Here is a 22,967-nt window from a genome sequence, read left to right as displayed (position 1 = left end):
TTATTTAAGCTTTTTGTTATTCTGATGACGATCATGGTCCCGTTTTGCCTTAAGGTCCAATTTTTTATCAAAAGCGTCCTGCAAATCCACTCCTGTTTGGTTCGCCAAACAAAGCACAACGAACATAACATCGGCCAATTCTTCTCCCAAATCCTTATCCTTATCGGATTCCTTTTCGCTTTGTTCTCCATAGCGCCGAGCTATGATACGTGCAACCTCACCTACTTCCTCGGTTAATTGAGCCATGTTGGTAAGCTCATTGAAATAGCGTACCCCATGGTTTTGAATCCACTCATCAACTGCTTTTTGGGCATTTTGGATATTCATGTCCTAGATTTTGGACAAAACTACCTTTTCTGAGTGTTTTTGCACCAAATTCTTGTAGTATTCTTTCAATGCATCATAATATTCAGTTGGGAAAAAGGCTGTATTTAATTCAGTTGTTGCATTAACGTTGATTTGATTTCCTTTAGTGACAATTCGATACGAAAATTTACCAGCATTCCCTGGCAATTGCACTACGGTATTTTCCGGAATAGATTCGATTTGATACCCTTCTGGAACCGTTATGCTTACCATATATTTCTTTTGTCTTGGAAAACTGAAATCAACGGGGTACTCCCTTTTGTCCATTTTAAATGGATTGTGTTTTTGTCCTAGGAATAACATTGGCGATATATACATCTTATTTCCAATAATCTCGCCTTGATTCTCTTTAGAAAAGGTACATGTTTCAACTACTGGTTTGGTTGGCGTCTTTTTATTTTTCAATTCATAATTATCCACTTCCATTTCGCCTAACTGATTTTCCATCTCATCCAGATAGGATTCTTCATCCGTGTCGTCCATATGATCTCTAAACGAAAGCGCAAATTGTTTGGTGTATTGGTTTCTAGTCTTACCTTCCACGGTGCCATCAGCTAAAATAGTGGCGTTTACATAATGTAGTTCTTTAGAAAGTTCTTTTGGTATCAATTGCGCCTGGGTAGAAGAACCATCCTCGCGAATCAATCTACCCATCCAATTCAAGGCACGTTCGGGTAATATTCCTGGATATGCATTTTTTTCTGTTGCATCCAATAGAATTACATCATTCAATACTTCTACTCCAGCTATCACATAATTGAATCCATCAGAAGTTGGATACAAAGGAATACCGTTTGATTTTGTACTAACCAATATAGGATTAGCCTTTATCCCGGCATACCTGAGCATACTAGTTAACATCAAATTTATGGCACCAACGTTTCCAGAACCTTCCTTATAAGCTTTCTTTACACCATCGCTTGCGCCGACACCATAAAAATTATTCCAGTTCATTTTAAACTGAACGAAAGCGAATATTCTTTGGATCTTTTCTTCCTTCTCTGTAACGCCTGATAACAGTTGATCAATATCGTCTTTATAATAATTGGTTTTCCTCAACTCATTACCAAAACTATCATACTGATAAATTGATTTGGCAACATCTTCCCAACTTAAGCTGTAATTCTTATAAGGTCGATTTGGAAATTGGGTGGATGCTAGTTCAAATTTGATTGCCGCTCTGTAATTATCTATATTGTTGGTATACTCCTCTTCAACTAAAGAGGGTAAATCCGTAGCATTTACCTCATAAACATTTTCGTAAAAATCCAGAGTACCCGTATGCCTTGAATACGCTACAGATCTCGTATCATCTTGAGCTCTATATGAAATATTTATTTGTCTATTCTCCCTTGTCTGGTTCAATTGAATTGGGTAAAAACCTTTTGTATATCTTTTAAATACAAAGTATTGTGGAATGTCCAATCTTAAATGGACTTTATTTACAGGAATGGCGTATTGAAACCAAAAATCATCCATATGCCAAAACAATGGCGATTTAACCGTATAGGTCAAGTCAATTACACTACCTACTTTTACCTCTGGCAAGGTAAATGATGCCTTCCTTCTATATTTATTGACTTCTTCGATAAAAATACCATCCTTTTTAAGCTTTTCTTCTGTTACCTTGCCATCAACCAAGTTGAATGTATAGCCTTTAACACCGGATACGGTTTCTTCATCGCCATTGGAAATGTATAATGGCGCGGAAATGGTTGCCCAATCCAAACCCTCTTTTTTATAAATCTTAACCCTTAAATGGACTTCTTTTAACATAGCCCAACCTTCATCGGCCCCGTAATTATAGGTCACCCTTTCTTTTTTATACAAAATCGCAGCACTTGCATCCGCCTCCTTTGAGTGTTGGGTTTCTTCTAATTCCGCCTTGGAAACCTTACCAAATTTTATATCGTTGGAATATGTAATTTGAAATCCAATTAAAAAGATGATCAATAATTTTGTCTTCATGGTTTAGTTTTGGTTAGTATTATTCTGGAATTGTCGTGACGTGCTATTTGCCTCCTAAAATCCCGGAAAGCCTTATAATCTTCTTTAGAATAACGACCCGACTTAATTAGCAACTTTCTCTTATACAGTAAAATTCCCGTTTGTTTTTCTGAAAGTTCGATTTCATACAACCCAAATTTTGTATCCAATTTTGTTGTGCCCAGCAGTGATTCTGGCTCATAACCATCGGGGAGGTGAATCAAAAATTCATCTTCATCCAAATAACCTCTGGAAATAAGTAAGTCTCGTTTACGACTCCTTATTTTTTCTGGTACATGTAGATTTCTATTTCCAATATTTGGTGCAAACATTAATTTCCCATCTACAGAAGATAAGTAGGCATCAGCGCTAAATTCCACAATCTCCTTAAACTCAATGGTTCTTTTATCATTGGTAAAATCTATTTTTCCAAGACTCAGGTTATTGATGTATCCCCAATAATCCTTATAGAATTTTTCACGTTCCAATTCCGTCTTTTGTAGATTTCGGAATTTTTGGTTGTATTGTGTTCCGGTTGATAGTATTTCCACCTTACCTTCAATTAGGCCGTCTGCTTTTGCAAAGTATTCGGCTTTCGTCAATTGGTAATTCTCCTCATCCGAATATGCTTTGGTTCTTACAAGTTCACCTCCTGTTGGGGTAACCTTCAACACGTTTCTATTATCCGTGAATATGCCCAAATGATTAACTGGGGTTACTTGACTTGTGCACTCCAACCAAACTTCATCATCTCCAATAGGCACATTCAAAAAGGCATGATTCCCTTGCATCAACGTGAAGCCTTCGTCAAAATCCCTTTTCTGTCGCCCAGCATAAACCACAGTATAATAGGATTCGACACCTACGGCATTAAGCAAAGCCATCATATAATTCGTAAGGCCTTTACAATCCCCATATTTTACACGGTCCACTTCAGAAGCACTTATGGGCATCCAACCTCCAATACCTAATTGAACACTAATATATCTTGTGTTGCTTTGTACAAAATCATAAATCTTACGGACCTTCTCTAATGGATCGTTGGTATTTGCCACTAAATCTTTGGCTTTTTGGATCGTTTGCGCATCCAACTCTCCCTGGCCGGTCAATAGTTCGTTATAAATCCATCGTCCAAGGTCTTCCCAATTTTCACCTGATCCATCTACTCCTTCTAAATGAAATTGATTCAAAGCAATCTGAATTCTGGGTGTAAACTCTCGCAAGGATGGAGAGTAGGCTTCTCGTTTTATTGCATTTATATTATTACCCGAATAACTTACTCTATTCCCTTGATCAACAAATTCAATTCCATAGTCATCGAGATTTAACTCTTTATGTCGAAAGGTAATACCACAATCTATTTGGAAGGTGTATAGACTCTTTTCTGTACTCACTCGATACCCATCCACGAAAAACCAAGGTGGCACAAATGCAGTATTAATAGTATTGTATGACCTAGTGAATTCTACGGTATATGGATAATCTGTTGGAGTATAACGCATAAACAATACCCTGGAATCTGAATAGAGTGTCCCCCCGGACACGGCACTTTGGTCTTGAAAATCCTTTTGTTTTATCTTTTTAATTTCCTTTCCCTGAGCATTGTATATTTTGGCTTCAATTTCGGTAATCCTTGTACTTTTATCATAAAATCCCCAAGCATGAACAAAGTCATCCCCACTTTCATTGAGCACGGTGACAATACGTTTGGAAGTGACCAACATCTCATCTCGTTCCTTCACTAAAACGTTCATCTGATCCAAACGAACCACAACATCCGCATTCTTCAACAATGCTTCTGAAATGTTGCTTACTGCGTATTCTTGGGAAAATGAAATGAAAAAACTAAAAAAGGCGAGAAACAGGGTAGGAATTCGCATTGATGGTGAGTAGGTTGATAATTGCAGTACGAATATGTCAATTTTCCTACAAAAAGAAAAGTTTTAATCGACGAATGGACGTTATTCCTTGTTCTTTGTATCGATTATTATGGTAACGGGGCCATCATTGAGCAAGTCAACTTTCATGTCCGCCCCAAAAATTCCTGTTCCTACCTTTTTACCTAAATCCTGCTCCATTCTTTGAACAAACTTTTCGTAAAGTGGTATGGCAACATCTGGCTTGGAAGCTTTTATGTAGGAAGGTCGATTGCCTTTTTTTGTTGCTGCGTGCAACGTAAACTGGCTGACTACAATGGCGTCGCCATTAACATCCTGTACGGAATGATTCATCACGTTATTCGCATCATTGAATATGCGCAAATTTGCAATTTTATTGGACAACCAATTGATATCCATTTCATTGTCTTCATCCTCAATTCCAAGCAAAACCAATAATCCAAGACCTATTTCAGAAACTTTCTTTTCATCTACGGTGACACTTGCTTTGGAAACTCTTTGAACTACCGCCCTCATTTAACGTTCTTTATGGATATCCACTCTATAATTCTCCTCTTCACCCATCACCATTTGCACATAACTACGGTACCTATTCCATGCTATCTTATCTTCATCCAAGGCCGCTTTTACGGCACATTTTGGCTCATCCAAATGCAGACAATTGTTAAATCTACATTGGGATTTCAATTCAAAGAACTCAGGAAAATAATCGCCAATCTCATCTTTTTCCATATCAACAATACCAAAACCCTTGATTCCCGGCGTGTCTATTATCCGAGCGCCAAACAACAAATCGTACATTTCTGCGAAGGTGGTCGTGTGCTGACCTTGTAGGTGTTGTTCAGAGATTTTTGCCGTTTTTAACTGCAATCCAGGCTCCAAAGCATTAACCAATGTGGATTTACCTACCCCTGAATGTCCGGCGAACATACTTGTTTTATCAAGCATTAGGGATTTCACTTTATCGACATTTTCCCCGGTTTTTGCTGCAATTTCAATACAGTTATAGCCAATGGAGCGGTACAATTGAATCAAATAGTTGACTTCCACCATTTCGTCCTCGTCATACCCATCCATTTTATTGAACAGCAAGACAACAGGAATATCATAAGCTTCCGCAGTCACCAAAAATCGATCAATAAAACTTGTAAACGTTGGTGGATTATTTAAAGTGACCAATAAAAATACCTGATCAAGGTTGGCAGCGATTATGTGCGTTTGTTTGGACAGTTTAACCGATTTACGAATGATGTAGTTTTTTCGGTCCTTAATGGCTGTGATTACCGCAACGGTTTCACCGCCAACCTCGGTCAATTCAAATTCCACAATGTCTCCAACGGCCACCGGGTTGGTACTCTTTATGCCTTTAATGCGGAACTTGCCCTTTATCCTACACTCATAAAATTCGGAATTCTCCGCCTTTACGGTGTACCAGCTACCAGTGGATTTATAAACAGTTCCTTGCACTATTTGTTCATATTTTCAGTACAAAGAAACAATAATCCTCCTATAACGGCGTATATCTTTGTGTACAGATACAATCAACTTCAATCATTAATTATGAAAAAAATCCTTTTTATCGCTTTTGTGGCATTGGCCGCAACCTTCGAAATGAATGCACAACAGTACAAAGTGATCACCAGTGTGGAATCCATTGTACCTAACGGACTTGGACGTTCCAGGATCGTAAACGCCTTGGAAGACAAGGATTACCGTGAATACACAAGTGTTCAGACCGAAGAAGACAATACCCGTAACAAATCCAAAAGAGGGGATATTCGAGTAAAAAACTTTGAGGAAACCAAACTTTTGAACTTCTACAACCTGGGTGGTATTCGTTTCCAAAACATTGCAGCTAACGATGCTTTGATCACTTCCATGATCAATGATATGATAGCCAATGGTTGGGAACTTGCATTTGTAAACAGTGCCGTGGAAAGTGAAGGTGGAAAAGGAGACGGACAAGGTATTTTCATTACCCGTTACATTTTTAGAAAGTAAGGTAGACTACCAATATTTTATAGCTCCTTGTTAACGCAAGGAGCTTTTTTTTGGTCTTATGCAACCCTTTGACTTTGTTTCTTGTCTTTAGAAAAGAACTAAAATTACATTATGAAGAAAGTATTTATTTTGATGGGCTTGGCCCTAGGTATGACATTCGGCATTAACGCCCAAGAATATAAGGTAATCACCAGTGTAGAATCCATTGTTCCCAATGGCCTTGGGCGATCTCGTATCGTCAATGCTCTGGAAGACAAGGATTATAGGGAATTTACAAGCGTACAAACCGAAGAGGACAATACTCGGAACAAATCCAAAAGGGGCGAAATCCGTGTAAAGAATTTTGAAGAGACCAAACTTTTGAACTTTTACAATTTAGGTGGTATTCGCTTTCAGAACATTGCAGCGAACGATGCATTGATCACTTCAATGATCAATGATATGATTGCCAATGGCTGGGAGTTAGCCTTTGTTAACAGTGCTGTTGAAAGTGAAGGTGGAAAAGGTGATGGTCAAGGCATATTCATTACCCGGTATATTTTCAAAAGATAGTCATTAAAAAAGCCCTCTTTAAGAGGGCTTTTTACTTTATTGAATTTACGAACTAGTCGACTACGTGAATTCTTCCACCGGCAAATGTACTCTTGTACACCTTCTTGGGTTTACCATATACATTTACATCCCCGCCAGCTCGTACATTGATGTCAACAACCTCCGAAGCAAAAACATCTGCTTCACCTCCAGCAGAAATCTTGATATCCGTACTTGCCGTACGTAAGTCCCTGCCGTCAAAAATACCTCCGGTATTTAATACTATGGATTGATTACTTGCCAATCCAGAAGCCTCAACAATACCTCCTGTTACTGCACGAATATCCACATGATCAACTTCCATCCCAATTCTTATGCGTGCTCCTTCTTGTGCCCGAAGCTCCAAATTGTTCTTTTTCACCAATTCGTTGCAGGTAATTTGCGCCCCTTCATTTCCATCAATAACATCCAGGTCCGTATAATAGACTTCAATGAAGGTATCCTCACCTGTGAACTTCATGTCCAACTGCATTCGAAGTTTTAATACGCCATTTTTATTGGCCCATTTAATATCGTCCACATTTCTTCCTTTGATCACAATGCGATTTTCGTCAGATTGGATAAGGTTGACTTCAATCAAATCAAAAACTTTGATTTCATTGAATTCCCCAACTTCAGTATCTATAGTTCTTTGTGCTGCTAAAGTTGTTACAAACAACAATAATGTTAGTGTTATCGTATTTTTCATGGTCTTGATTGAATTAACTGATATAAAGAGACCTAATAAAGGTGACTGTTACGGTTGAAGCAAAAAAAAATGCCATTTGATAATGGGTGCTCCCATTCAAATGGCATTTTTAGTTCTTGAGAAGCGACTTATGCGTTGATAATCTTCTCTTGGTGATTAATGGACTCTTGGTGGATTGCCTTGAACATACGCAAAACAAACTCTTCACTAAGCCCTTGTGATTCGCCCTCCAATATCATCTTACCTAATATGGCATTCCAACGGTTGGTCTGAAGTACGGCAACATTCTTTTGCTTTTTCAATTCGCCAATCCCATCGGATACTTTCATGCGTTTACCTAACATATCGATCAATTGATTGTCAATTACGTCTATTTGCGCACGTAGATTGCTCAGTTTGCTATTGTACTCGGCTTCCACATCAGTTTCTTTACGTATTCTCAAGTCCTTCATGATTTGAACCAACGTATCTGGAGTTACCTGCTGCGCGGCATCTGACCATGCATTATCTGGATCATGGTGTGTTTCAATCATCAAACCATCAAAATTTAGATCCAATGCAGTCTGGGATACATCAAATATCATGTCTCGTTTACCCGTTATATGACTTGGGTCATTGATAATTGGCAAATCAGGAAATTTGGATTGTAACTCAATAGCCATTTGCCATTCTGGAATATTTCGGTATTTGGTCTTTTCATAAGTAGAGAAACCTCTATGGATAACCCCTAGTTTTTTGATATCCGCGGAATACAAGCGCTCTACAGCACCTAACCAAAGTGATAAATCTGGATTCACCGGGTTTTTGATCAAGACAATTTTATCCGTTCCTTCAAGTGCATCTGCTATTTCCTGAACAATAAATGGACTTACTGTGGATCTAGCGCCAATCCATAAAAGATCAACATCATGTTCCAACGCCAAATCTACATGGGCTCTATTGGCAACCTCCGTAGCGGTCTTCAAGCCTGTTTCTTCCTTCACTTTTTGCAACCACTTTAAGCCAATGGCACCTACCCCTTCAAAATTACCTGGTCGTGTTCTAGGCTTCCAGATTCCTGCGCGGTAGTAGTTTACATCGGTGTCTTTTAGTTCATGGGCAATTTTCAACACCTGCTCTTCCGTTTCAGCACTGCAGGGTCCGGCTATCACCAATGGATGAGGTAATCCCATATCATCCAACCACTTTCTCATTTCCTTTTTGTTTTCCATAATTGATTCTAACTTTTTGTTAGGGGTATTCCTTTTAATATTTGTTTTATTCTGTTGGTGTTATTCATTTCTTGATGAACATTTTCATAGGCATTATCCAATAGCAATTGCTTGAAAGTTTCTAGATTCTGGATGTACTCTTCCAAGGACTCAACCACATTCTCCTTGTTCTGTTCAAAAATGGGTGTCCACATATCCGGTGAGCTCTTTGCCAATCGGACCGTACTTTCAAATCCACTGCCAGCGAGGTCAAAAATATCACGCTCATTCTTTTCTTTTTCTATAACTGTCTTTCCCAACATAAATGAGCTGATATGTGATAAATGGGAGACATAGGCGATATGTTTGTCATGTGCCGAAGGATTCATGTAGCGGATACGCATGTTCATGCCTTGGAACAGCTCCAACGCCCGCTCTTGAAGCTTGAACGCAGTCTTTTCAACCTCACATATAATGTTGGTCTTTCCATGGTACAATCCATTGATCGCCGCACTGGGGCCCGAAAACTCAGTACCTGCAATAGGGTGGCATGCTAGGTAATTTCTTCTGTTTGGATGGTTTTCAACGGCTGCACAAATTAATTCTTTGGTTGAGCCGGTATCAATCACCACCGTATCATCCCCAACTGAATCCAGTATCTTGGGTAACTCCTTGACCAGTGCATTTACTGGAATACTCACAAACACCATATCGGCTGTGGCCAAAGAAGTATAATCCCCTTTTTGATCTATGAGACCCAATTGCAAAGCTTCTTCCAAATGCTCCTCGCTTTTGTCAATTCCGGTAATTTGGGTGTCAGGATGAATTTTTTTCACATCCTTCGCAAAAGAACCGCCAATAAGCCCTATTCCTATTACAATTAAATTCATTTTAAAATCTTTCTATGGCTTCCTTGATTTTTTCTTCTTTGACACAAAGGGAAAAACGAATATACCCTTCGCCATTACTTCCAAATATGGTGCCTGGAGCAATGAAAATATGCTTGTCTTCCAATACCTTATCAATAAATTTTTCCGAACCTACTGATCCCTTAGGTAGTTTGCACCAAACAAACATGCCAACCGCATTTCGATCATAGCTGCAACCCAATTTATCTGCAAGTTGAAACATGAGCTCCCTTCTTTTGGTATAGACTTCATCTAAAGCGTTGAACCACTCCTTTCCACTTTTCAATGCAGCAATTGCACCCTTTTGGATTCCATAGAACATTCCTGAATCCATATTACTTTTCACCTTAAGAATTGCATTTATATGATCCTTATTCCCTAGAACCATACCCACACGCCAGCCGGCCATGTTGAAGGTTTTGCTCAAACTATTCAGCTCCAAGGCACAATCTTTTGCACCTGAAATGGATAAGATACTGGTTGGGTTTTGAGACAGAACAAAGCTGTATGGATTGTCATTTACCAATAGAATCCCATGTTTTCTGGCAAAATCCACCAATTGTGTCAATTTTTCTTTACTGGCCGTTGCTCCTGTAGGCATGTGTGGATAGCTTACCCACATCACCTTAACTTTTGATAAGTCCGTTTGCTCCAATTCCTGCAAATCCGGAAACCATCCATTCTCTTCCTTCAGTTCATAAGTGCGAGGTATTGCTCCAATCAATTTACTAACCGAAGTATAGGTTGGGTATCCAGGATTTGGCAACAACACCTCATCGCCTTCATTTAGAAAAGCCATCCCAATATGCATGATACCCTCTTTGGAACCCATTAGTGGTAAAATCTCCGAACTGGCATCGGTTTCCACCGCAAATTTGTCCTTGTAAAACTGAGAAATAGCAGCGCGCAACTCTGGAAGTCCTTGATAACTCTGGTATTGATGCGCACCAATGTCAGTAATGGCGTCTTTCAAGGTTTCCAAAACCTCTGGTGATGGCGCCAAATCTGGACTACCAATCCCCATGTTGATTATGGGTTTACCTTCATTGATCAATCCTCTTACCTCTCTCAGTTTTCTAGAGAAGTAGTATTCTTGAACGGTTTTTAATCTATCTGCTGTGATCATGGCAACAGGGCATTTTTGTATTCGCCAAGTAACCTAAAGTCCTCGGACATTATTTCCAATAAAGATTTGGCCTTTTCAAAGTTTTGGTATTCATCAAAAGTCACATCAACAAAAAATGCATACTTCCAAGGCGTTTCTATAACAGGTAGAGATTGAATCTTCGTCAAATTCAAATTGCAATCACTCATCACATTCAATACCGTTGCCAAACTCCCTCTTTTGTGATCGGTAATAAATCGCAAAGAAGCCTTATTGATTTCTTCTTTGGGCAATACTTTATTTACCTTTTTGAGAATTATAAAGCGGGTCGCGTTGTTCTTTATGGTTTGGATTTCCGGAGCAATGATATTTAAATCATACAATGTTGCGGCTACTTTAGGGGCAATTGCAGCTATGGTCTTTAATTGTCCCTCCTGAATTTTTCTTGCGGTTTCAGCGGTATCCACATCTTCCACCAGTTTGATTTTTGGGTACTGCTTCAAAAACTTCTTGCACTGCAACAACGCCATGGGATGGGAACGCACTTCTTCAATTTGTTCTATCGCCACCCCTTTCAAGGCCATCAAATTATGATGGATGCTCAAATAATGTTCACCTATAATGTGGATGTTATTATGGTAAACCAAGTTGTAATTGGGAATAATAGAACCGGCAATCGAATTCTCTATGGCCATGATTCCCTTATCGGCAGTCCCATTGCAAATATGTTCGATCATGGTATCAAAGGACAAACATTCTACCAGTTTAATGTCCTTTCCAAAATAGTCCATAGCTACCTGATGATGGTTTGAACCCTTGATACCTTGTATGGCGACTCTTAAATCCATTGTAAAAAAAAAGTCCCGATCTACACCGGGACTTAATCTGTTGTTATACGTTATATATATCTAGAACAGTCCCTCGCTTCTCTTAAAAAAGAAGTAGAAATAAAAACCGTTCCAGAAATATGTTTTTGTCATTTTTGATAAAATCTGAGGCTAAGATAGACATTCATATGAAATGCCATCCTAATGCCCGAATTTTTTTCGATTTTTTGTTTATGCGTCCTTTTTTTTGAATTTCCATAGCCGAAACACATGTTTTGTTGGGAATTTTCAATGGAATCATTTTAAAACCTCCGGCAATTCACAAACAGTTAAAACCGTATTTTTGGATTTAAATTCAATTTCATGTCCATTGCCGTTAAGAACATAACCAAGACTTTCGGAAAACAAATTGCCCTGAACGATGTCTCCTTTACTATTGATAAAGGTGAAATAGTTGGCTTCCTAGGTCCAAATGGCGCCGGCAAATCCACCATGATGCGAATTCTGACCACTTATTACAAGGCAGATTCGGGGGAGGCGAAGGTTAATGGATTCAATCTTACTTCAGCTAAAAAGCAGGTTCAAGAAAGTATCGGTTATCTTCCTGAGCATAATCCTTTATATCTGGATATGTATGTGAAAGAATACTTGTCCTTCAATGCCAGTGTTTATGGGGTAGATAAAATTAGAATTGATGATGTAGTTGAAAAAACGGGACTAAGCCCGGAAGCACATAAAAAAATAGGTCAACTATCCAAAGGATACCGGCAAAGAGTAGGTTTGGCCGCCGCATTATTGCACGACCCAGAGGTGCTAATACTTGATGAACCAACTACTGGACTAGACCCTAATCAATTGGTTGAAATCCGTAAACTCATTCGTGAAATTGGGAAAGAAAAAACGATATTACTTTCAACACACATCATGAAAGAAGTTGAAGCAGTTTGTGATAGAGTAATTCTCATTAACAAAGGACAACTTGTTGCCGATAAAAAGTTGGAGGCCCTACGAGATGCGAATGAACAGATTATTGAGGTTGAATTCGATTATCGGGTTGAAGATGTGTTACTGAACAAATTACCTCACGTAGCTCGTGTGAAGAACACCGGAGGATTTGTCTATGAAATCACTTTCAATACGGATAAGGATATGCGGCCTGCGGTTTTTGATTTTGCTCATGACAATAAGTTGAAAACACTCCAACTAAGTCGAAAAAACAAAAATCTTGAAAGTTTGTTCACTGAACTTACCTCCTAACCCCATTTTTTCCTTTCGATTTCTGCTAAAAGTCATTTTGTTGCCATGACAAATGGGTAATTTTGCAGCAAATTTTGAGTATTTCAATATGAAGAAGAACCGTGCTACGCTAGAATTATCGAAAGATGAGATGACCAATTTAGGTTACCGCATTGTTGACGCCATTGTAGATCATCATCATACACAGCAAGATCAATTACCTGTAGCATTGGGATCACGCAAGGAAATGGATTCCCTTTTTCTGGAAGAAGCTCCTGAAAAGGGAGTGGAGTCTGCAAAAGTTCTGGACTTTGTTTTGGAGCATGTTATGACGAACAGTACGAATATGGCGCATCCAAAATCGTACTCCTTTGTTCCTGGGCCAAGCAATTACGTAAGTGTAATGGCCGATGCCCTAGCAACAGGTTTCAATGTTTTTTCCGGCGGATGGGCAGCTTCACCAGCAGCGGCAGAGTTGGAAATCATCACAATCCAATGGCTGTTGAAAATTTTCGGTTTTCCTGCGAAAAAGGGTGGCGGAATTTTTACTAGCGGTGGATCCATGGCCAATTTAACGGCTTTGGCCACAGCACGAAGAATAAAATGTGGTTCGGATTTCTCAAAAGCCGTGATTTACCTCTCTGATCAAGCGCATTCTTCAAACATTAAAGCCATAAGGGTTTTAGGATTTAAAAAAGAACAGATCAGAATAATTCCCACGGATGGGGAGTTCAAATTTGCAGTGAACAAACTTAAAAATTGTATCGCAAAGGACAGGTTGGAAGGACTTCACCCATTTTGCTTAATTGCTACTTCGGGAACCACAAATACTGGAACGGTTGATCCCCTGACAGAGCTATCCTCCATTTGCAAACAAGAAGACATTTGGTTCCATATTGATGGCGCGTACGGAGCAGCAGCAATTCTTGCCAAAAATGGAAAACAAGTTTTAAAGGGTATCGAAAAAGCGGATTCGCTCACGGTAGACCCGCATAAATGGTTCTATCAACCTTATGAAATGGGTTGCCTTTTAGTTCGCAATCATAAGTTTCTTAGTCAAACCTTTACTGAGAAACCTGAGTATTTGAGGGATATTGAGGGCAATACTTCAGAAATTAATTTTTATGACCATGGCATTCAACTGACCCGTAGATTCCGTGCTCTTAAATTCTACATGTCTATAAAAACCTTTGGTCTGCAGGAATTTCGAAAAGCGATCACCTATAATTTTGATTTGGCTGAAGCCGTGGAGAAACGCCTTAGAAAGAGCGGAGAATGGGAGGTTGTTTTTCCTGCAACCCTGGCAGTGATCAATTTCAGATATCATCCTTTGGGTAAAAAGCACAACGCCAATACTCTGGATAAAATAAATCAGTACATTTCAGAGCATGTTGTGGCTTCACGAGAGGCACTTTTAGTCACTACCATATTGCATGGACAAGTGGTATTGCGTATGTGTTTGATAAATCCAAGAACTACAATGGACCAAGTTCAAGAAACATTGGACTTATGCGAGCATTTTGCAAAAGAATGCCCTGATAACCAATAAACTTGTTTATTGTGAAAGTTGCTGTTTTTGCTGTTCAAAAATAGCGATGAACATACGCACACTTATATTTCTGGCGCGCTGTTTTGCTTTCTCTGCATTGGTTCCTACAAAATAGGTGTCGATGGTGCCAATCCAATGTCTTAACCAAATACCAAAGTGATAGTTTGTAATCGTGTATCCGGTTTTGGCGTCAACCTCTGCATGCACCTTCAAGGGGTTTCCCCTGTATTTTGGAACAAAGAACAAATTGGTTTCCCAGAAATTGGTCAGTTTTTCCATATGTTCGGGCCAATCTTCAATCAATTCATTAAAAAAATGTCCGATTTCCTTGTCTGCCCTTACCTTTTCATAAAATTTGGTAACCAATAAATTAACGTCCTCCCTAGTGGTTAAATCCATTCTTTCCATACTACCACAAATTTAGAATTATTACAATGGTACTAATCATCCAACTACTTAGAAACAGATTGAAAACTACCTTTGGCTTTAACTGAGACAAAACCGCTGCATTAAAACCCATACAGGCTATGGTAACCAAAAATAACTGAAACATTTGCCAAGGGCTTACGCCATTAATCAATATAAACATGGCAGCGGCTGAACCCAAGCAACTTTGAGCTATTATTCCGATGGTAGAATACCCACGAATATCTTTTTCAAATACTTCCAGACTTTTAAGATAGCGTTCCATAATCATGTCATTTGTCATTGTTTTTGACAAAATTATTTCGGAACCATCAGCCAATTTTATGACCGAAATCATAAAACTAGATATGAGGCATTAATTCAACGACGGATTTTGTGCGCATCTAGACTCAGTTCTCCTTTTTTTTCCAAGGATTTTATCGCTCTTATGACGGTTTCAACCCTAAGTCCAGTCAAATCGGCTAGTTGCTGTCTGGAAAGTTCCACCAAATAGGGTGTTTCAATAGGAATATCGTAAATATGAACCTTAAAATAATCAATAAGCTTCAGTAAACGATGTTCTGGATTTTCCGTGGAGATCTCAGCAACCATTGTAGCTTTATAATGCAATCTACTTGCCAGCACTTTGGTAAGTTCCAAATGAACTTCGGGATTTGCCTTTAGTAATGTAAAGAAATTCGATTTCTCCAATTTCCATAGTACGGAATCTTCAACAGCTTCTGCTTGCGCCGGATAGCTCAATTCTTCGAAGAGAGGTGGTTCACCAAAACTTTGACCAGCAGTGAAAATTCCTTGAATGAACTCCTTCCCGTCTTCATTGAAATAATTCATTTTGATTCTACCTTGATGAACCTGGTAAAAATATTGAGGTCGTGAATCTAAATGAAACAAGACCTCCTTTTTTCGCACTGAAAACTTGTGCGCGCCATATTGCATCAAAAGGGCTTCGGAAATCATACGTTTGCTTCAAATTCAACGCAATCCAATCGAATATCAGCATCTTTTAATTGCTGTTCCAGTAAGTGACAATAATGATTTGAGGTGGTCTTTTGATAAAATTTACAAGCATAACAGGTGCGCTGTACCGATAGAATACCATTTTTATTTAATTGATAGATTAAATTTCCAAGGATTCTATACAACCCTTTTTGATCCTCCTCGTTCAACTTATCAATTTGCGTAACTAGATAAGAGGTAAAATTCTCAGTATTCTTAACCACATCCTGACCAAGATTAGATAGCAATAACGTGTAACTTCTGCTATCTGGAGAAGAATGATCTTTTATTACCAATGACTTTCGTTCCAATACTTTTATAGCGTCACTTATGGTAGGTTTTGTAACATTAAACTCTTGTGCCAAAGCACTTACATTATTAAGTGGCCCATTATGATGAGCGATAAATATGAGAATTTGTATCTGTATAGGACTTAGACCCAGTTCTTTGGCTTGTTGCCATAGTAACACCTTGAACGCCTGTGAAATTCGTTCAAGTCCAACTACGATTTTACTGGACAAATCGTTTTGCTGGGTATTTGGGTCAAAAACTTTTTTTACGCTCATGTACACAAAGTCTACCGGGAAAACCCGGTAGACAAAGTTAGTTATCCTAATTAACCTTGTACGTTTAAACCTAAAAAATATATGTAGGACTCCTAACTTTATGGATTAAAACTAAGCCTTTACATCTTCAATAGAAGCTCCATAGTTAATGTGCAACACATTTCCATTAGGTGTCAACAAGGCCGGAACCGACTTCACACCGACTGCTTCCGCCTCAGATATTCTGGCCCTTTCTTCGCCAATATTAACTACGCTAACATTGTCGGCACCTAATAGCGTTACTAGTTCTTGTTCCGCATCCACGCATACTGGACATCCTGCATGATAAAAAATTGATTTACTCATTGATTTTAGTTTTTGTTATTGCAAAATTGCAATACAAATATAATAAGGATTCCTAACTTTTTTAATTTATTCGATTTAAATTTTCATCAACATCTTTGTTTTTAAATTTCGCATCTCTTTTTTGTCCCCAATTGTATTTTATGGAACAGGCTAATTCACGGCCATCAGAAAAATAGCTCCCAGATGCCCTCACACCAGCTATCTGGTAACTATCTTCAAACTCCAGTTGTCTGAAAATGTCATTAATGCGCAGGGTGATCATCAAGGATTGCCCAATTTTCTGGGCAAAAGTCAACTCACCGGAACATAATGCGTTCCGTTGAAACAGGCCCTCGTTTCTTTTTGTCATGGCCCATGCACTAAAAGCCAGTGTAGTGTCCTTTGTAATTTTAAATTGATGCTGTGAATAGAGGTATAAAAATGGAGTTGTTCGTCCTTCGACACCAGTATCATCAGAAATTTTATTCCGATTTAGACTGATTGTATTGTTGGATGTCCAAATTCCTTTTGAAAACGGTAGCAATGCACTGATGTAATACCCTTGTTCCTTGTCCAAATTGACTTGGGATAGGGCTGCTACCCCCAGGGAATCATCATAACTTATGGTGAAATTAAATGGGTAGTTTGTTTTATAAAAACCAAACCGCAATGATTTATCCTTGTGCTGGACATTCATAGATACTTCATCAGTGATACTGGGCTGTAAGTTAATATTACCAGTGCCTTCCAATACGGGGTTGATAAATGCGGCAATGGAACTGGTTCGTGCGTAATTTGGTCGTGCTATACTTTTTGCATAACTGCTAGATAAAGAAATCCCATTTTTAAAATCGAAGTGCATAGCAAATTTTGGAAAAAACCTTGTTTTTTTTCTTTCAACCAATGGGGTTTCAATAGTTTCCAGTTCGCTTTTCACTTCATTGTGCTCCATTCGCAATCCCGAATCCAATTTCCAACTTTTTAAGAGTTGCAGAGATAGATTAGTATACGCCGCATATAACTGCTCGGTATATGCAAAATCTATGATTGTATTCTCTGTATCGGAAAGGTTTTCAATCAACGAAAACGCATTTGCCCTGGCTTGACTGGAACTTGCTCCCCACTCCCACTTTGCATCGGTTTTAATGTCATAAGCCACATCCATTCGCAATGCCCAAGTGTTCAATGTGAACTTTTGATCACGTGTTTGTTCCAAGTTATAGTCTTCCGTTGTAATTCCATTGGCGATTTCCGTACCTAATTTCCGGGCAAAATACGAATGTTGTGCACCCAAAAACAATTCCCATTCATCATCAAATGATCTGTTAAAATTCAGGTTGCTGGTAATGTAGTCATTGGAATTGTCATTATCAGTTAGGGTGTATATGGTTGACGATTCTTCTCCAATGGCTAAAAAAGACGCAGTTACAATGTCAAATTCATCGGTTTGAAACTTTCCCACGGAATTGACCGAGATATACGAATCTCCATTTAATGGTAGATAGACGCCCAAACCATAATTTCGCTGGATTCTTTTGTTTTTAGGGACCAAAACCAAATAATCGGAGGTTATTTGTGCTCTTGGAATTTCAAATAAAAAACCATTGCTTTCCCAAGTTTGTAAATGATTAAGATTTGCGCTTGCTCTCACCTCCAATTTGCCATTTCCAAAATTGGTGTTAGCGGCGAGATAATTGTTGTAATTCCTTTTAAAGGAGGCTGTTTCTTGAAGACTACCATTTATTCCCCGTTTGGTGTTCCTTTTGCTTTTGAGTACCAAAACTGCCCGTCCACTTGCTTCATATTTGGAGGAGGGATTCATAATCAATTCAACTGATGATAGATTTGCGACGTTCAATGTGGAAAGTACTTCAAAATCCACCAATTGATTGTCCAAATAAATCAGAGGATTGCCTTTACCAATTACTGTAATATTATCCCTTGCGGGGGACAATTGTACGTTTGGAATCCGTGCAAGTACACCAAGTGTATCTGGAATTGCCGAAAATACAGGGTTTTGGACGTCCACTTCAACAGTACCATTTTTATAGCTAATTGGATTTTTAGTGGCCACCATTGTTACTTCATCCAACTGATTAACACTTTGTGTTAGCTGGTATTCCACGAATTTATTGTCATCCAAGTATACTTCAGTGGATAATTCTTTAAAACCCGCACAATTAATGCGAAGTGAATAGTTACCTCTTGGAAGATCGTCCAACGTGAAAAAACCCTGTTCAATCGGGACATATCTAACTGGATTCGCCTGTTCCTTTTTCAGGAGCAAGACTTCACCAAATTCAATTGTAATTCCATCAGTGTCTGTAATCTTACCTTTTATTGAAAAAGTTTGCTGTCCAAATCCAATAGTCAAGGTTAAATAAAACAAGAGTGTAATCTTATGTTTCAAAACGAATATTTTGAATCAAAGAAATTGACAGAAATGAGTGACTACAAGCTTTGGAGGTCTGATTTAGGTGCTAGTACCTGCATTTTTCGACAATAATTCGCGTCTATTGGTTACTTGGAGCTTATTGTAGATATGGGTGATGTGGGTTTTTACCGTACTTAAACTAATAAAAAGTTCATCAGCAATTTCCTTATTACTCTTCCCTTGCAGTATGAGGTTCTTTATGTTCTCCTCTTGTCTACTTAATGGCGAGATAATCTTAGTCTGTGACTTTATGCCGAGTGTAACAATTCCAATTAGTACAAGCAAAACAATCAGTCCAACATTGAGGAAACGACTCACTTTTAAATCCTGTTCCAGCTTGGTTTGCGATAGGTATGCCAACCTTTTCTCCAAAAACCAATATTCTGTAGGTTGAATGGTACTTTCTTTAAGTTGACCCAACAATGCAATATAATAACTAGGATTTTCGTGGATATCCCTATCCAGAAGCTGATTCTCGGCCAATTGTTTTATCCCGATAAGTTTTACCATCAAAATCTGCAAAGAGTCCTTTACATATGATTTTTGCGAATTTGAGATAATCTCATCGTTTACGTACTGCGTTATTAACTTACTTTGAAAATCCCGCATTTTTTGCCACTCCAAATCTCCGGAATTTGAGGTAACGTATTTCGAGAAAACCCGATTGCCTTTCTCAAAGACCATGCGATCTTTATTGGAAAGCATAAAGGTGACTTGCTTGTTCACTGTATCGTTTACAATTTTGTTCAAACGCCTAACATGGAGTTGATACAGCTTGTTTTTATCCGAGAAGTATTTCTTGTCAATCTTAAAATAACCATCCTCAGAAATGGCTACCTTGGTCAAAGGTCTATTGGCTTTTATGCCTTCAAACTCGTCCAAAGAAACCTGGCTCAGTTCAACCATTGGATGCCAATCTCCTTCCTTATCAAAATTGACGTAACCGGAAACCGCCTGTGCCGAAATGGCTTGGGTGCCCATCAAAACAATGAAGAATATTAGTCTTTGAACCATGATATTCGAAGCTAGTTATTTTTCAGCTAGTATACAATTCACCATTTCGTCCAATTCCAACTGGATTTTTGGATCTGTACAGTTGACCAAAATGGATATGACAGTTTCAGTTTTTGAATAACAGAAAAAATTGGAATATGCCCCAACGCTATTACCAACATGACCGAAGAATCGTCTTCCTGCCTTATCCAGACTTACCTGAAAACCCATACCATAGTACGTAGGATTGCCATTGACGTATTGTGATTTCAGTATTTCCCTTAAAAATGGATTTTCGGCATTCTGTTTTTCCATGATATAGTGTCCAAGTTTGGCCACATCCATACTGGTAGATAGGTAACCTCCCCCGGCCAATTTGTACTGATTGTTCACGGCAACTGCTTCCTTAAAACCATTCCTTGTTTTTGTATAGAACGAAGCTAGTTCTAAAGCTCTTGTTGTAAAATCTACCGTTTTACCATTGATTTCCTCAGGTGTAAATGTGCATTTCAATCCAATGGGTTCCAATACATTTTCTTTTACATAAATTTCAAATGGAATTCCACTGGCTACCTCCATCACACGGGAAAGTAGCGCAAAATCGAAGCTATTGTACAGATATCCTTCACCAGGATTAAATTGCAAAGGATCATCTTGAAATAAGCTCAAGCTGTCTTTAATAGTCAAATTCTTGTTCAAGGCATATTCCTTACCGCGATAGGCTCGTATTCCTGCAGTATGTCCCGCCAATTGCCGAAGTGTAATATCCAAACCTTTCTTTGGATAATCTGGAAGATAGGTGTATACGGAATCATCAAAGTTTAATATTCCTTCCTCCGCCATCTTAGCTAATGCCAATCCTGTGATGCATTTGGAAATACTGGCAATCCTGAAAACTGTATTCGTTACATCTACCTTTGACTTTTCTTCCAAATTGCAATAACCATAGCCATTTTTAAATCTAATTTTCCCATTTTGAATTACGGTAATGGAAAGGCCGGGCACTTTTTTAGAATTTACAAGATTCTGGCAACGCACATCTACCCTGGCAAAATCTGATACTTCTTCTGTCGATTTTGGCGCTGTAGGGATAAACCACGATTTGATATGTTGAATTAACTTGCTAATACCTTTGTGCTATGGATTTTCATTTCTAATCAAAACAAAAATAACGCTAGTTGTAGATTCAGCAAGAATGGAAAAGAGATCCTTTTGAAGACAATCTACATTTGTTCAAACAAATTCCGATAATGACTCAAAACAAGCACAATAAAGATTATTACTATCAACAAATGAATCGGGTTGTTGCCTATATCCATGATCATCTGGATGAAAAGATAGATATCAAAAAATTGGCAGAAATCTCACATTTTTCACCCTTTCATTTCCATCGCATCATGAGGGCCTTGTTAGGCGAGCCTATTGGCTCCTATATCTCAAGGATAAGGTTGGAGACAGCCGCCAAAATGATACGTTACAGTGATGAATCCATGGAGCGCATTGGATATGCAATCGGCTACGATTCACCTTCTTCCTTGAGCAAGGCTTTTAAGTCGCATTTTGGTATCAGTCCTTCGGAATATCGAAAAAACAAATCCATAACTTTTCAAAATGTCAATCCAATGGAAGCAACAGCATTGAACATCAAAAAACCAAAAATCCTGAACATTGAGGATAAAAACTGTATCTACATCACCTTAAAAGGTGCCTATCAAAAATTAGATTATCCAGGGGCTTGGACTACTTTATGGTCCATTGTCAAAAGTCAAAAACTATTTACTGCGGGTATTGAACACATAGGTCTACCTTACGACGACCCCAAAGTAACTGAAGAAAGCAATATCCGTTACGATGCTTGTTTAATCATCCATAAAGAAGCAAAACCCTCTGGCGAGGTTGGGATAAAAAAACTGGAGGGTGGTAAGTTTGTAGTGTTCCATTACCAAGGGACCTATAAAAATTTAGATCAAGTTTATGACCACATATTCAATACTTGGTTACTTGAAAGTGGACACGAACTGCGGGATGCGCCTTTGCGTGAAAAATACCTCAACAATCCTGAACGGACTGAAGAAAGTAAACTGAAGACTGAAATCTATATCCCAATAAAGTGATCAGTCAGTAAAAATCAATCGCCCATTGAAGAGTTCTTCCACGGAAACCTCCGGTGGGCGATTAGTGCTTATCACATCCCCAGTACTCCGAATCACTCCTGAAATTCGCTGTTGTGGATTAACAAAAATGTCATTGGTTCCCCTATGGTTCACGATAACATTGGTGGCAATCAAGTTTTCGGCTTCCACCCGTGAATCTCCTGCTGCTATGTTTACATCAAGTTGTTCTGTAGTGCCTGCCAATTTAAAGTAAGCTATACCATTGACTACTATTTGCACACTTGTTGCGTTCAAATCCAAATCGAAACTGCCATCCGTAGTTTCGGTCTCTGGATTATTGAAGCTCTCTGAGATCAAAGTTAGATTGGGATAGTCCAGCACGCCTTGGCTAGATATCAAAAGTCCTGTGCTGCTCCTGATTAAATCAATGTTAGGTGCTGTGACGTAAATTGTGGTAAGGCCATATTCTCGAAACAAGTTGCAGCCGTTTTCATTGCGCAAAACCAGTCTATCTCCTTCCACTATTGCTGAAATTTCATTTTGAAGAAACTCCCCGGTCTCTACCATAACTTGATGATCTGGCCCTGACCTTAACACTAGATTGATACGTTCAAATACGGTTATTTTGGTAAATGGGCCAATATCCACTGAACGCTGGGTTAAATCACCCGCATTTTGAAAACAGTCCGGAGCATTTTCCCCATTACAGGAGAACAATAACAATGTCACCAAATAATAAACAAACAATCCCTGGTGCTTCAAGTGCATG

At 38.7% G+C, this 22,967-nt stretch carries 24 protein-coding genes; 5 read left to right on the top strand and 19 right to left on the bottom strand.

Features of this window, described 5'->3' with window-relative positions; translation table 11 throughout:
* The 5 genes from M3P19_RS13655 to rsgA form a co-directional block, all read right to left on the bottom strand.
* Entirely contained in the window at positions 1–327 is a 327-nt protein-coding gene (locus M3P19_RS13655) for a nucleotide pyrophosphohydrolase (RefSeq protein ID WP_249658248.1), read from the bottom strand.
* Positions 328–330: 3 nt separating this feature from the next.
* The gene (locus tag M3P19_RS13650) at positions 331–2,334 is read right to left on the bottom strand and encodes a DUF3857 domain-containing protein (protein ID WP_249658247.1); all 2,004 of its coding nucleotides are present in this window, start codon (positions 2,332–2,334) and stop codon (positions 331–333) included.
* A complete protein-coding gene (locus tag M3P19_RS13645) occupies positions 2,331–4,232 on the bottom strand; it encodes a DUF3857 domain-containing transglutaminase family protein (protein WP_249658246.1) in 1,902 nt (633 codons plus the stop codon). The genes M3P19_RS13650 and M3P19_RS13645 overlap by 4 nt, the downstream gene beginning before the upstream one ends.
* 81 nt (positions 4,233–4,313) lie before the next feature.
* Positions 4,314–4,766 (bottom strand): D-aminoacyl-tRNA deacylase, encoded by a 453-nt coding sequence (gene dtd / locus M3P19_RS13640; RefSeq protein ID WP_249658245.1) that lies wholly within the window; start codon positions 4,764–4,766, stop codon positions 4,314–4,316.
* Complete coding sequence (gene rsgA, locus M3P19_RS13635; protein WP_249658244.1) at positions 4,767–5,717, bottom strand: ribosome small subunit-dependent GTPase A; 951 nt, start codon at positions 5,715–5,717, stop codon at positions 4,767–4,769.
* A gap of 93 nt (positions 5,718–5,810) precedes the next feature.
* Here rsgA and M3P19_RS13630 point away from each other — a divergent pair, with 93 nt between their 5' ends.
* Both M3P19_RS13630 and M3P19_RS13625 read left to right on the top strand, forming a co-directional pair.
* Positions 5,811–6,251, top strand: a complete 441-nt coding sequence (locus tag M3P19_RS13630; RefSeq protein WP_249658243.1) for a hypothetical protein — start codon at positions 5,811–5,813, stop codon at positions 6,249–6,251.
* Positions 6,252–6,362: 111 nt separating this feature from the next.
* Positions 6,363–6,803 carry a hypothetical protein gene (locus tag M3P19_RS13625; RefSeq protein ID WP_249658242.1) on the top strand — a complete coding sequence of 147 codons (441 nt, stop codon included), beginning with the start codon at positions 6,363–6,365 and terminating at the stop codon, positions 6,801–6,803.
* Positions 6,804–6,855: 52 nt separating this feature from the next.
* Here M3P19_RS13625 and M3P19_RS13620 read toward each other — a convergent pair whose 3' ends face one another.
* The 5 genes from M3P19_RS13620 to M3P19_RS13600 all read right to left on the bottom strand — a co-directional run bounded on the left by M3P19_RS13620 (position 6,856) and on the right by M3P19_RS13600 (position 11,581).
* On the bottom strand, positions 6,856–7,530 hold the full coding sequence (locus M3P19_RS13620; protein ID WP_249658241.1) for a head GIN domain-containing protein: 675 nt from the start codon (positions 7,528–7,530) through the stop codon (positions 6,856–6,858).
* Between the two features lie 128 nt (positions 7,531–7,658).
* The gene (locus M3P19_RS13615) at positions 7,659–8,741 is read right to left on the bottom strand and encodes a bifunctional 3-deoxy-7-phosphoheptulonate synthase/chorismate mutase type II (RefSeq protein WP_249658240.1); all 1,083 of its coding nucleotides are present in this window, start codon (positions 8,739–8,741) and stop codon (positions 7,659–7,661) included.
* Between the two features lie 8 nt (positions 8,742–8,749).
* Entirely contained in the window at positions 8,750–9,610 is an 861-nt protein-coding gene (locus tag M3P19_RS13610; RefSeq protein ID WP_249658239.1) for a prephenate dehydrogenase, read from the bottom strand.
* A 1-nt stretch (position 9,611) separates the two neighbouring features.
* Positions 9,612–10,754, bottom strand: a complete 1,143-nt coding sequence (locus M3P19_RS13605; RefSeq protein ID WP_249658238.1) for a pyridoxal phosphate-dependent aminotransferase — start codon at positions 10,752–10,754, stop codon at positions 9,612–9,614.
* Positions 10,751–11,581 carry a prephenate dehydratase gene (locus M3P19_RS13600; RefSeq protein ID WP_249658237.1) on the bottom strand — a complete coding sequence of 277 codons (831 nt, stop codon included), beginning with the start codon at positions 11,579–11,581 and terminating at the stop codon, positions 10,751–10,753. Before M3P19_RS13600 ends, M3P19_RS13605 begins: the two co-directional genes overlap by 4 nt.
* A gap of 342 nt (positions 11,582–11,923) precedes the next feature.
* Between M3P19_RS13600 and gldA the strand changes: the two genes are divergently transcribed.
* Both gldA and M3P19_RS13590 read left to right on the top strand, forming a co-directional pair.
* Positions 11,924–12,817, top strand: coding sequence for a gliding motility-associated ABC transporter ATP-binding subunit GldA (gene gldA, locus M3P19_RS13595; RefSeq protein ID WP_249658236.1), 894 nt, complete (start codon positions 11,924–11,926; stop codon positions 12,815–12,817).
* 88 nt (positions 12,818–12,905) lie between these two features.
* Positions 12,906–14,345, top strand: a complete 1,440-nt coding sequence (locus M3P19_RS13590; RefSeq protein WP_249658235.1) for a pyridoxal phosphate-dependent decarboxylase family protein — start codon at positions 12,906–12,908, stop codon at positions 14,343–14,345.
* 6 nt (positions 14,346–14,351) lie between these two features.
* Here M3P19_RS13590 and M3P19_RS13585 read toward each other — a convergent pair whose 3' ends face one another.
* From M3P19_RS13585 to M3P19_RS13550, 8 genes are all read right to left on the bottom strand, one after another.
* Positions 14,352–14,753, bottom strand: a complete 402-nt coding sequence (locus M3P19_RS13585) for a group III truncated hemoglobin (protein ID WP_249658234.1) — start codon at positions 14,751–14,753, stop codon at positions 14,352–14,354.
* A gap of 1 nt (position 14,754) precedes the next feature.
* Entirely contained in the window at positions 14,755–15,036 is a 282-nt protein-coding gene (locus M3P19_RS13580) for a hypothetical protein (protein WP_249658233.1), read from the bottom strand.
* Positions 15,037–15,131: 95 nt separating this feature from the next.
* Positions 15,132–15,728, bottom strand: coding sequence for a Crp/Fnr family transcriptional regulator (locus M3P19_RS13575; RefSeq protein ID WP_249658232.1), 597 nt, complete (start codon positions 15,726–15,728; stop codon positions 15,132–15,134).
* On the bottom strand, positions 15,725–16,333 hold the full coding sequence (locus M3P19_RS13570; RefSeq protein ID WP_249658231.1) for a MarR family winged helix-turn-helix transcriptional regulator: 609 nt from the start codon (positions 16,331–16,333) through the stop codon (positions 15,725–15,727). Before M3P19_RS13570 ends, M3P19_RS13575 begins: the two co-directional genes overlap by 4 nt.
* Before the next feature lie 111 nt (positions 16,334–16,444).
* Positions 16,445–16,678 (bottom strand): thioredoxin family protein, encoded by a 234-nt coding sequence (locus M3P19_RS13565; RefSeq protein ID WP_249658230.1) that lies wholly within the window; start codon positions 16,676–16,678, stop codon positions 16,445–16,447.
* Positions 16,679–16,739: 61 nt separating this feature from the next.
* On the bottom strand, positions 16,740–19,067 hold the full coding sequence (locus tag M3P19_RS13560; protein ID WP_249658229.1) for a TonB-dependent receptor family protein: 2,328 nt from the start codon (positions 19,065–19,067) through the stop codon (positions 16,740–16,742).
* Between the two features lie 63 nt (positions 19,068–19,130).
* Positions 19,131–20,105, bottom strand: a complete 975-nt coding sequence (locus M3P19_RS16930; protein ID WP_283777954.1) for a response regulator transcription factor — start codon at positions 20,103–20,105, stop codon at positions 19,131–19,133.
* A 15-nt stretch (positions 20,106–20,120) separates the two neighbouring features.
* Positions 20,121–21,176, bottom strand: a complete 1,056-nt coding sequence (locus tag M3P19_RS13550; RefSeq protein ID WP_417953932.1) for a serine hydrolase domain-containing protein — start codon at positions 21,174–21,176, stop codon at positions 20,121–20,123.
* Positions 21,177–21,334: 158 nt separating this feature from the next.
* Here M3P19_RS13550 and M3P19_RS13545 point away from each other — a divergent pair, with 158 nt between their 5' ends.
* Positions 21,335–22,198: an AraC family transcriptional regulator gene (locus M3P19_RS13545; RefSeq protein ID WP_249658227.1), complete on the top strand. Its 864-nt coding sequence runs from the start codon at positions 21,335–21,337 to the stop codon at positions 22,196–22,198.
* Here the strand turns inward: M3P19_RS13545 and M3P19_RS13540 are convergent, their stop codons facing one another.
* A complete protein-coding gene (locus tag M3P19_RS13540; RefSeq protein WP_249658226.1) occupies positions 22,199–22,966 on the bottom strand; it encodes a head GIN domain-containing protein in 768 nt (255 codons plus the stop codon).
* Position 22,967 lies beyond the last annotated feature (1 nt).

It is taken from the genome of Flagellimonas spongiicola (assembly GCF_023502425.1).
In the GTDB taxonomy this organism is placed as follows: domain Bacteria; phylum Bacteroidota; class Bacteroidia; order Flavobacteriales; family Flavobacteriaceae; genus Flagellimonas; species Flagellimonas spongiicola.
Note: the sequence above shows the minus strand (reverse complement) of the source record. Positions and strands in the feature narration are given on the sequence as shown.

Excerpts from the sequence above, each read along its gene's own strand:
- M3P19_RS13615 (WP_249658240.1), bottom strand. The coding sequence starts at position 8,741 with ATGGAAAACAAAAAGGAAATGAGAAAGTGGTTGGATGATATGGGATTA.
- M3P19_RS13540 (WP_249658226.1), bottom strand. The coding sequence starts at position 22,966 with ATGCACTTGAAGCACCAGGGATTGTTTGTTTATTATTTGGTGACATTG.
- M3P19_RS13630 (WP_249658243.1), top strand. The coding sequence starts at position 5,811 with ATGAAAAAAATCCTTTTTATCGCTTTTGTGGCATTGGCCGCAACCTTC.
- M3P19_RS13575 (WP_249658232.1), bottom strand. The coding sequence starts at position 15,728 with ATGATTTCCGAAGCCCTTTTGATGCAATATGGCGCGCACAAGTTTTCA.
- M3P19_RS13600 (WP_249658237.1), bottom strand. The coding sequence starts at position 11,581 with ATGGATTTAAGAGTCGCCATACAAGGTATCAAGGGTTCAAACCATCAT.
- M3P19_RS13645 (WP_249658246.1), bottom strand. The coding sequence starts at position 4,232 with ATGCGAATTCCTACCCTGTTTCTCGCCTTTTTTAGTTTTTTCATTTCA.
- M3P19_RS13545 (WP_249658227.1), top strand. The coding sequence starts at position 21,335 with ATGACTCAAAACAAGCACAATAAAGATTATTACTATCAACAAATGAAT.
- M3P19_RS16930 (WP_283777954.1), bottom strand. The coding sequence starts at position 20,105 with ATGGTTCAAAGACTAATATTCTTCATTGTTTTGATGGGCACCCAAGCC.
- M3P19_RS13620 (WP_249658241.1), bottom strand. The coding sequence starts at position 7,530 with ATGAAAAATACGATAACACTAACATTATTGTTGTTTGTAACAACTTTA.
- M3P19_RS13585 (WP_249658234.1), bottom strand. The coding sequence starts at position 14,753 with ATGGAAAGAATGGATTTAACCACTAGGGAGGACGTTAATTTATTGGTT.
- M3P19_RS13625 (WP_249658242.1), top strand. The coding sequence starts at position 6,363 with ATGAAGAAAGTATTTATTTTGATGGGCTTGGCCCTAGGTATGACATTC.
- M3P19_RS13580 (WP_249658233.1), bottom strand. The coding sequence starts at position 15,036 with ATGGAACGCTATCTTAAAAGTCTGGAAGTATTTGAAAAAGATATTCGT.
- dtd (WP_249658245.1), bottom strand. The coding sequence starts at position 4,766 with ATGAGGGCGGTAGTTCAAAGAGTTTCCAAAGCAAGTGTCACCGTAGAT.
- M3P19_RS13610 (WP_249658239.1), bottom strand. The coding sequence starts at position 9,610 with ATGAATTTAATTGTAATAGGAATAGGGCTTATTGGCGGTTCTTTTGCG.
- M3P19_RS13570 (WP_249658231.1), bottom strand. The coding sequence starts at position 16,333 with ATGAGCGTAAAAAAAGTTTTTGACCCAAATACCCAGCAAAACGATTTG.
- M3P19_RS13565 (WP_249658230.1), bottom strand. The coding sequence starts at position 16,678 with ATGAGTAAATCAATTTTTTATCATGCAGGATGTCCAGTATGCGTGGAT.
- M3P19_RS13650 (WP_249658247.1), bottom strand. The coding sequence starts at position 2,334 with ATGAAGACAAAATTATTGATCATCTTTTTAATTGGATTTCAAATTACA.
- M3P19_RS13590 (WP_249658235.1), top strand. The coding sequence starts at position 12,906 with ATGAAGAAGAACCGTGCTACGCTAGAATTATCGAAAGATGAGATGACC.
- M3P19_RS13605 (WP_249658238.1), bottom strand. The coding sequence starts at position 10,754 with ATGATCACAGCAGATAGATTAAAAACCGTTCAAGAATACTACTTCTCT.
- M3P19_RS13655 (WP_249658248.1), bottom strand. The coding sequence starts at position 327 with ATGAATATCCAAAATGCCCAAAAAGCAGTTGATGAGTGGATTCAAAAC.
- gldA (WP_249658236.1), top strand. The coding sequence starts at position 11,924 with ATGTCCATTGCCGTTAAGAACATAACCAAGACTTTCGGAAAACAAATT.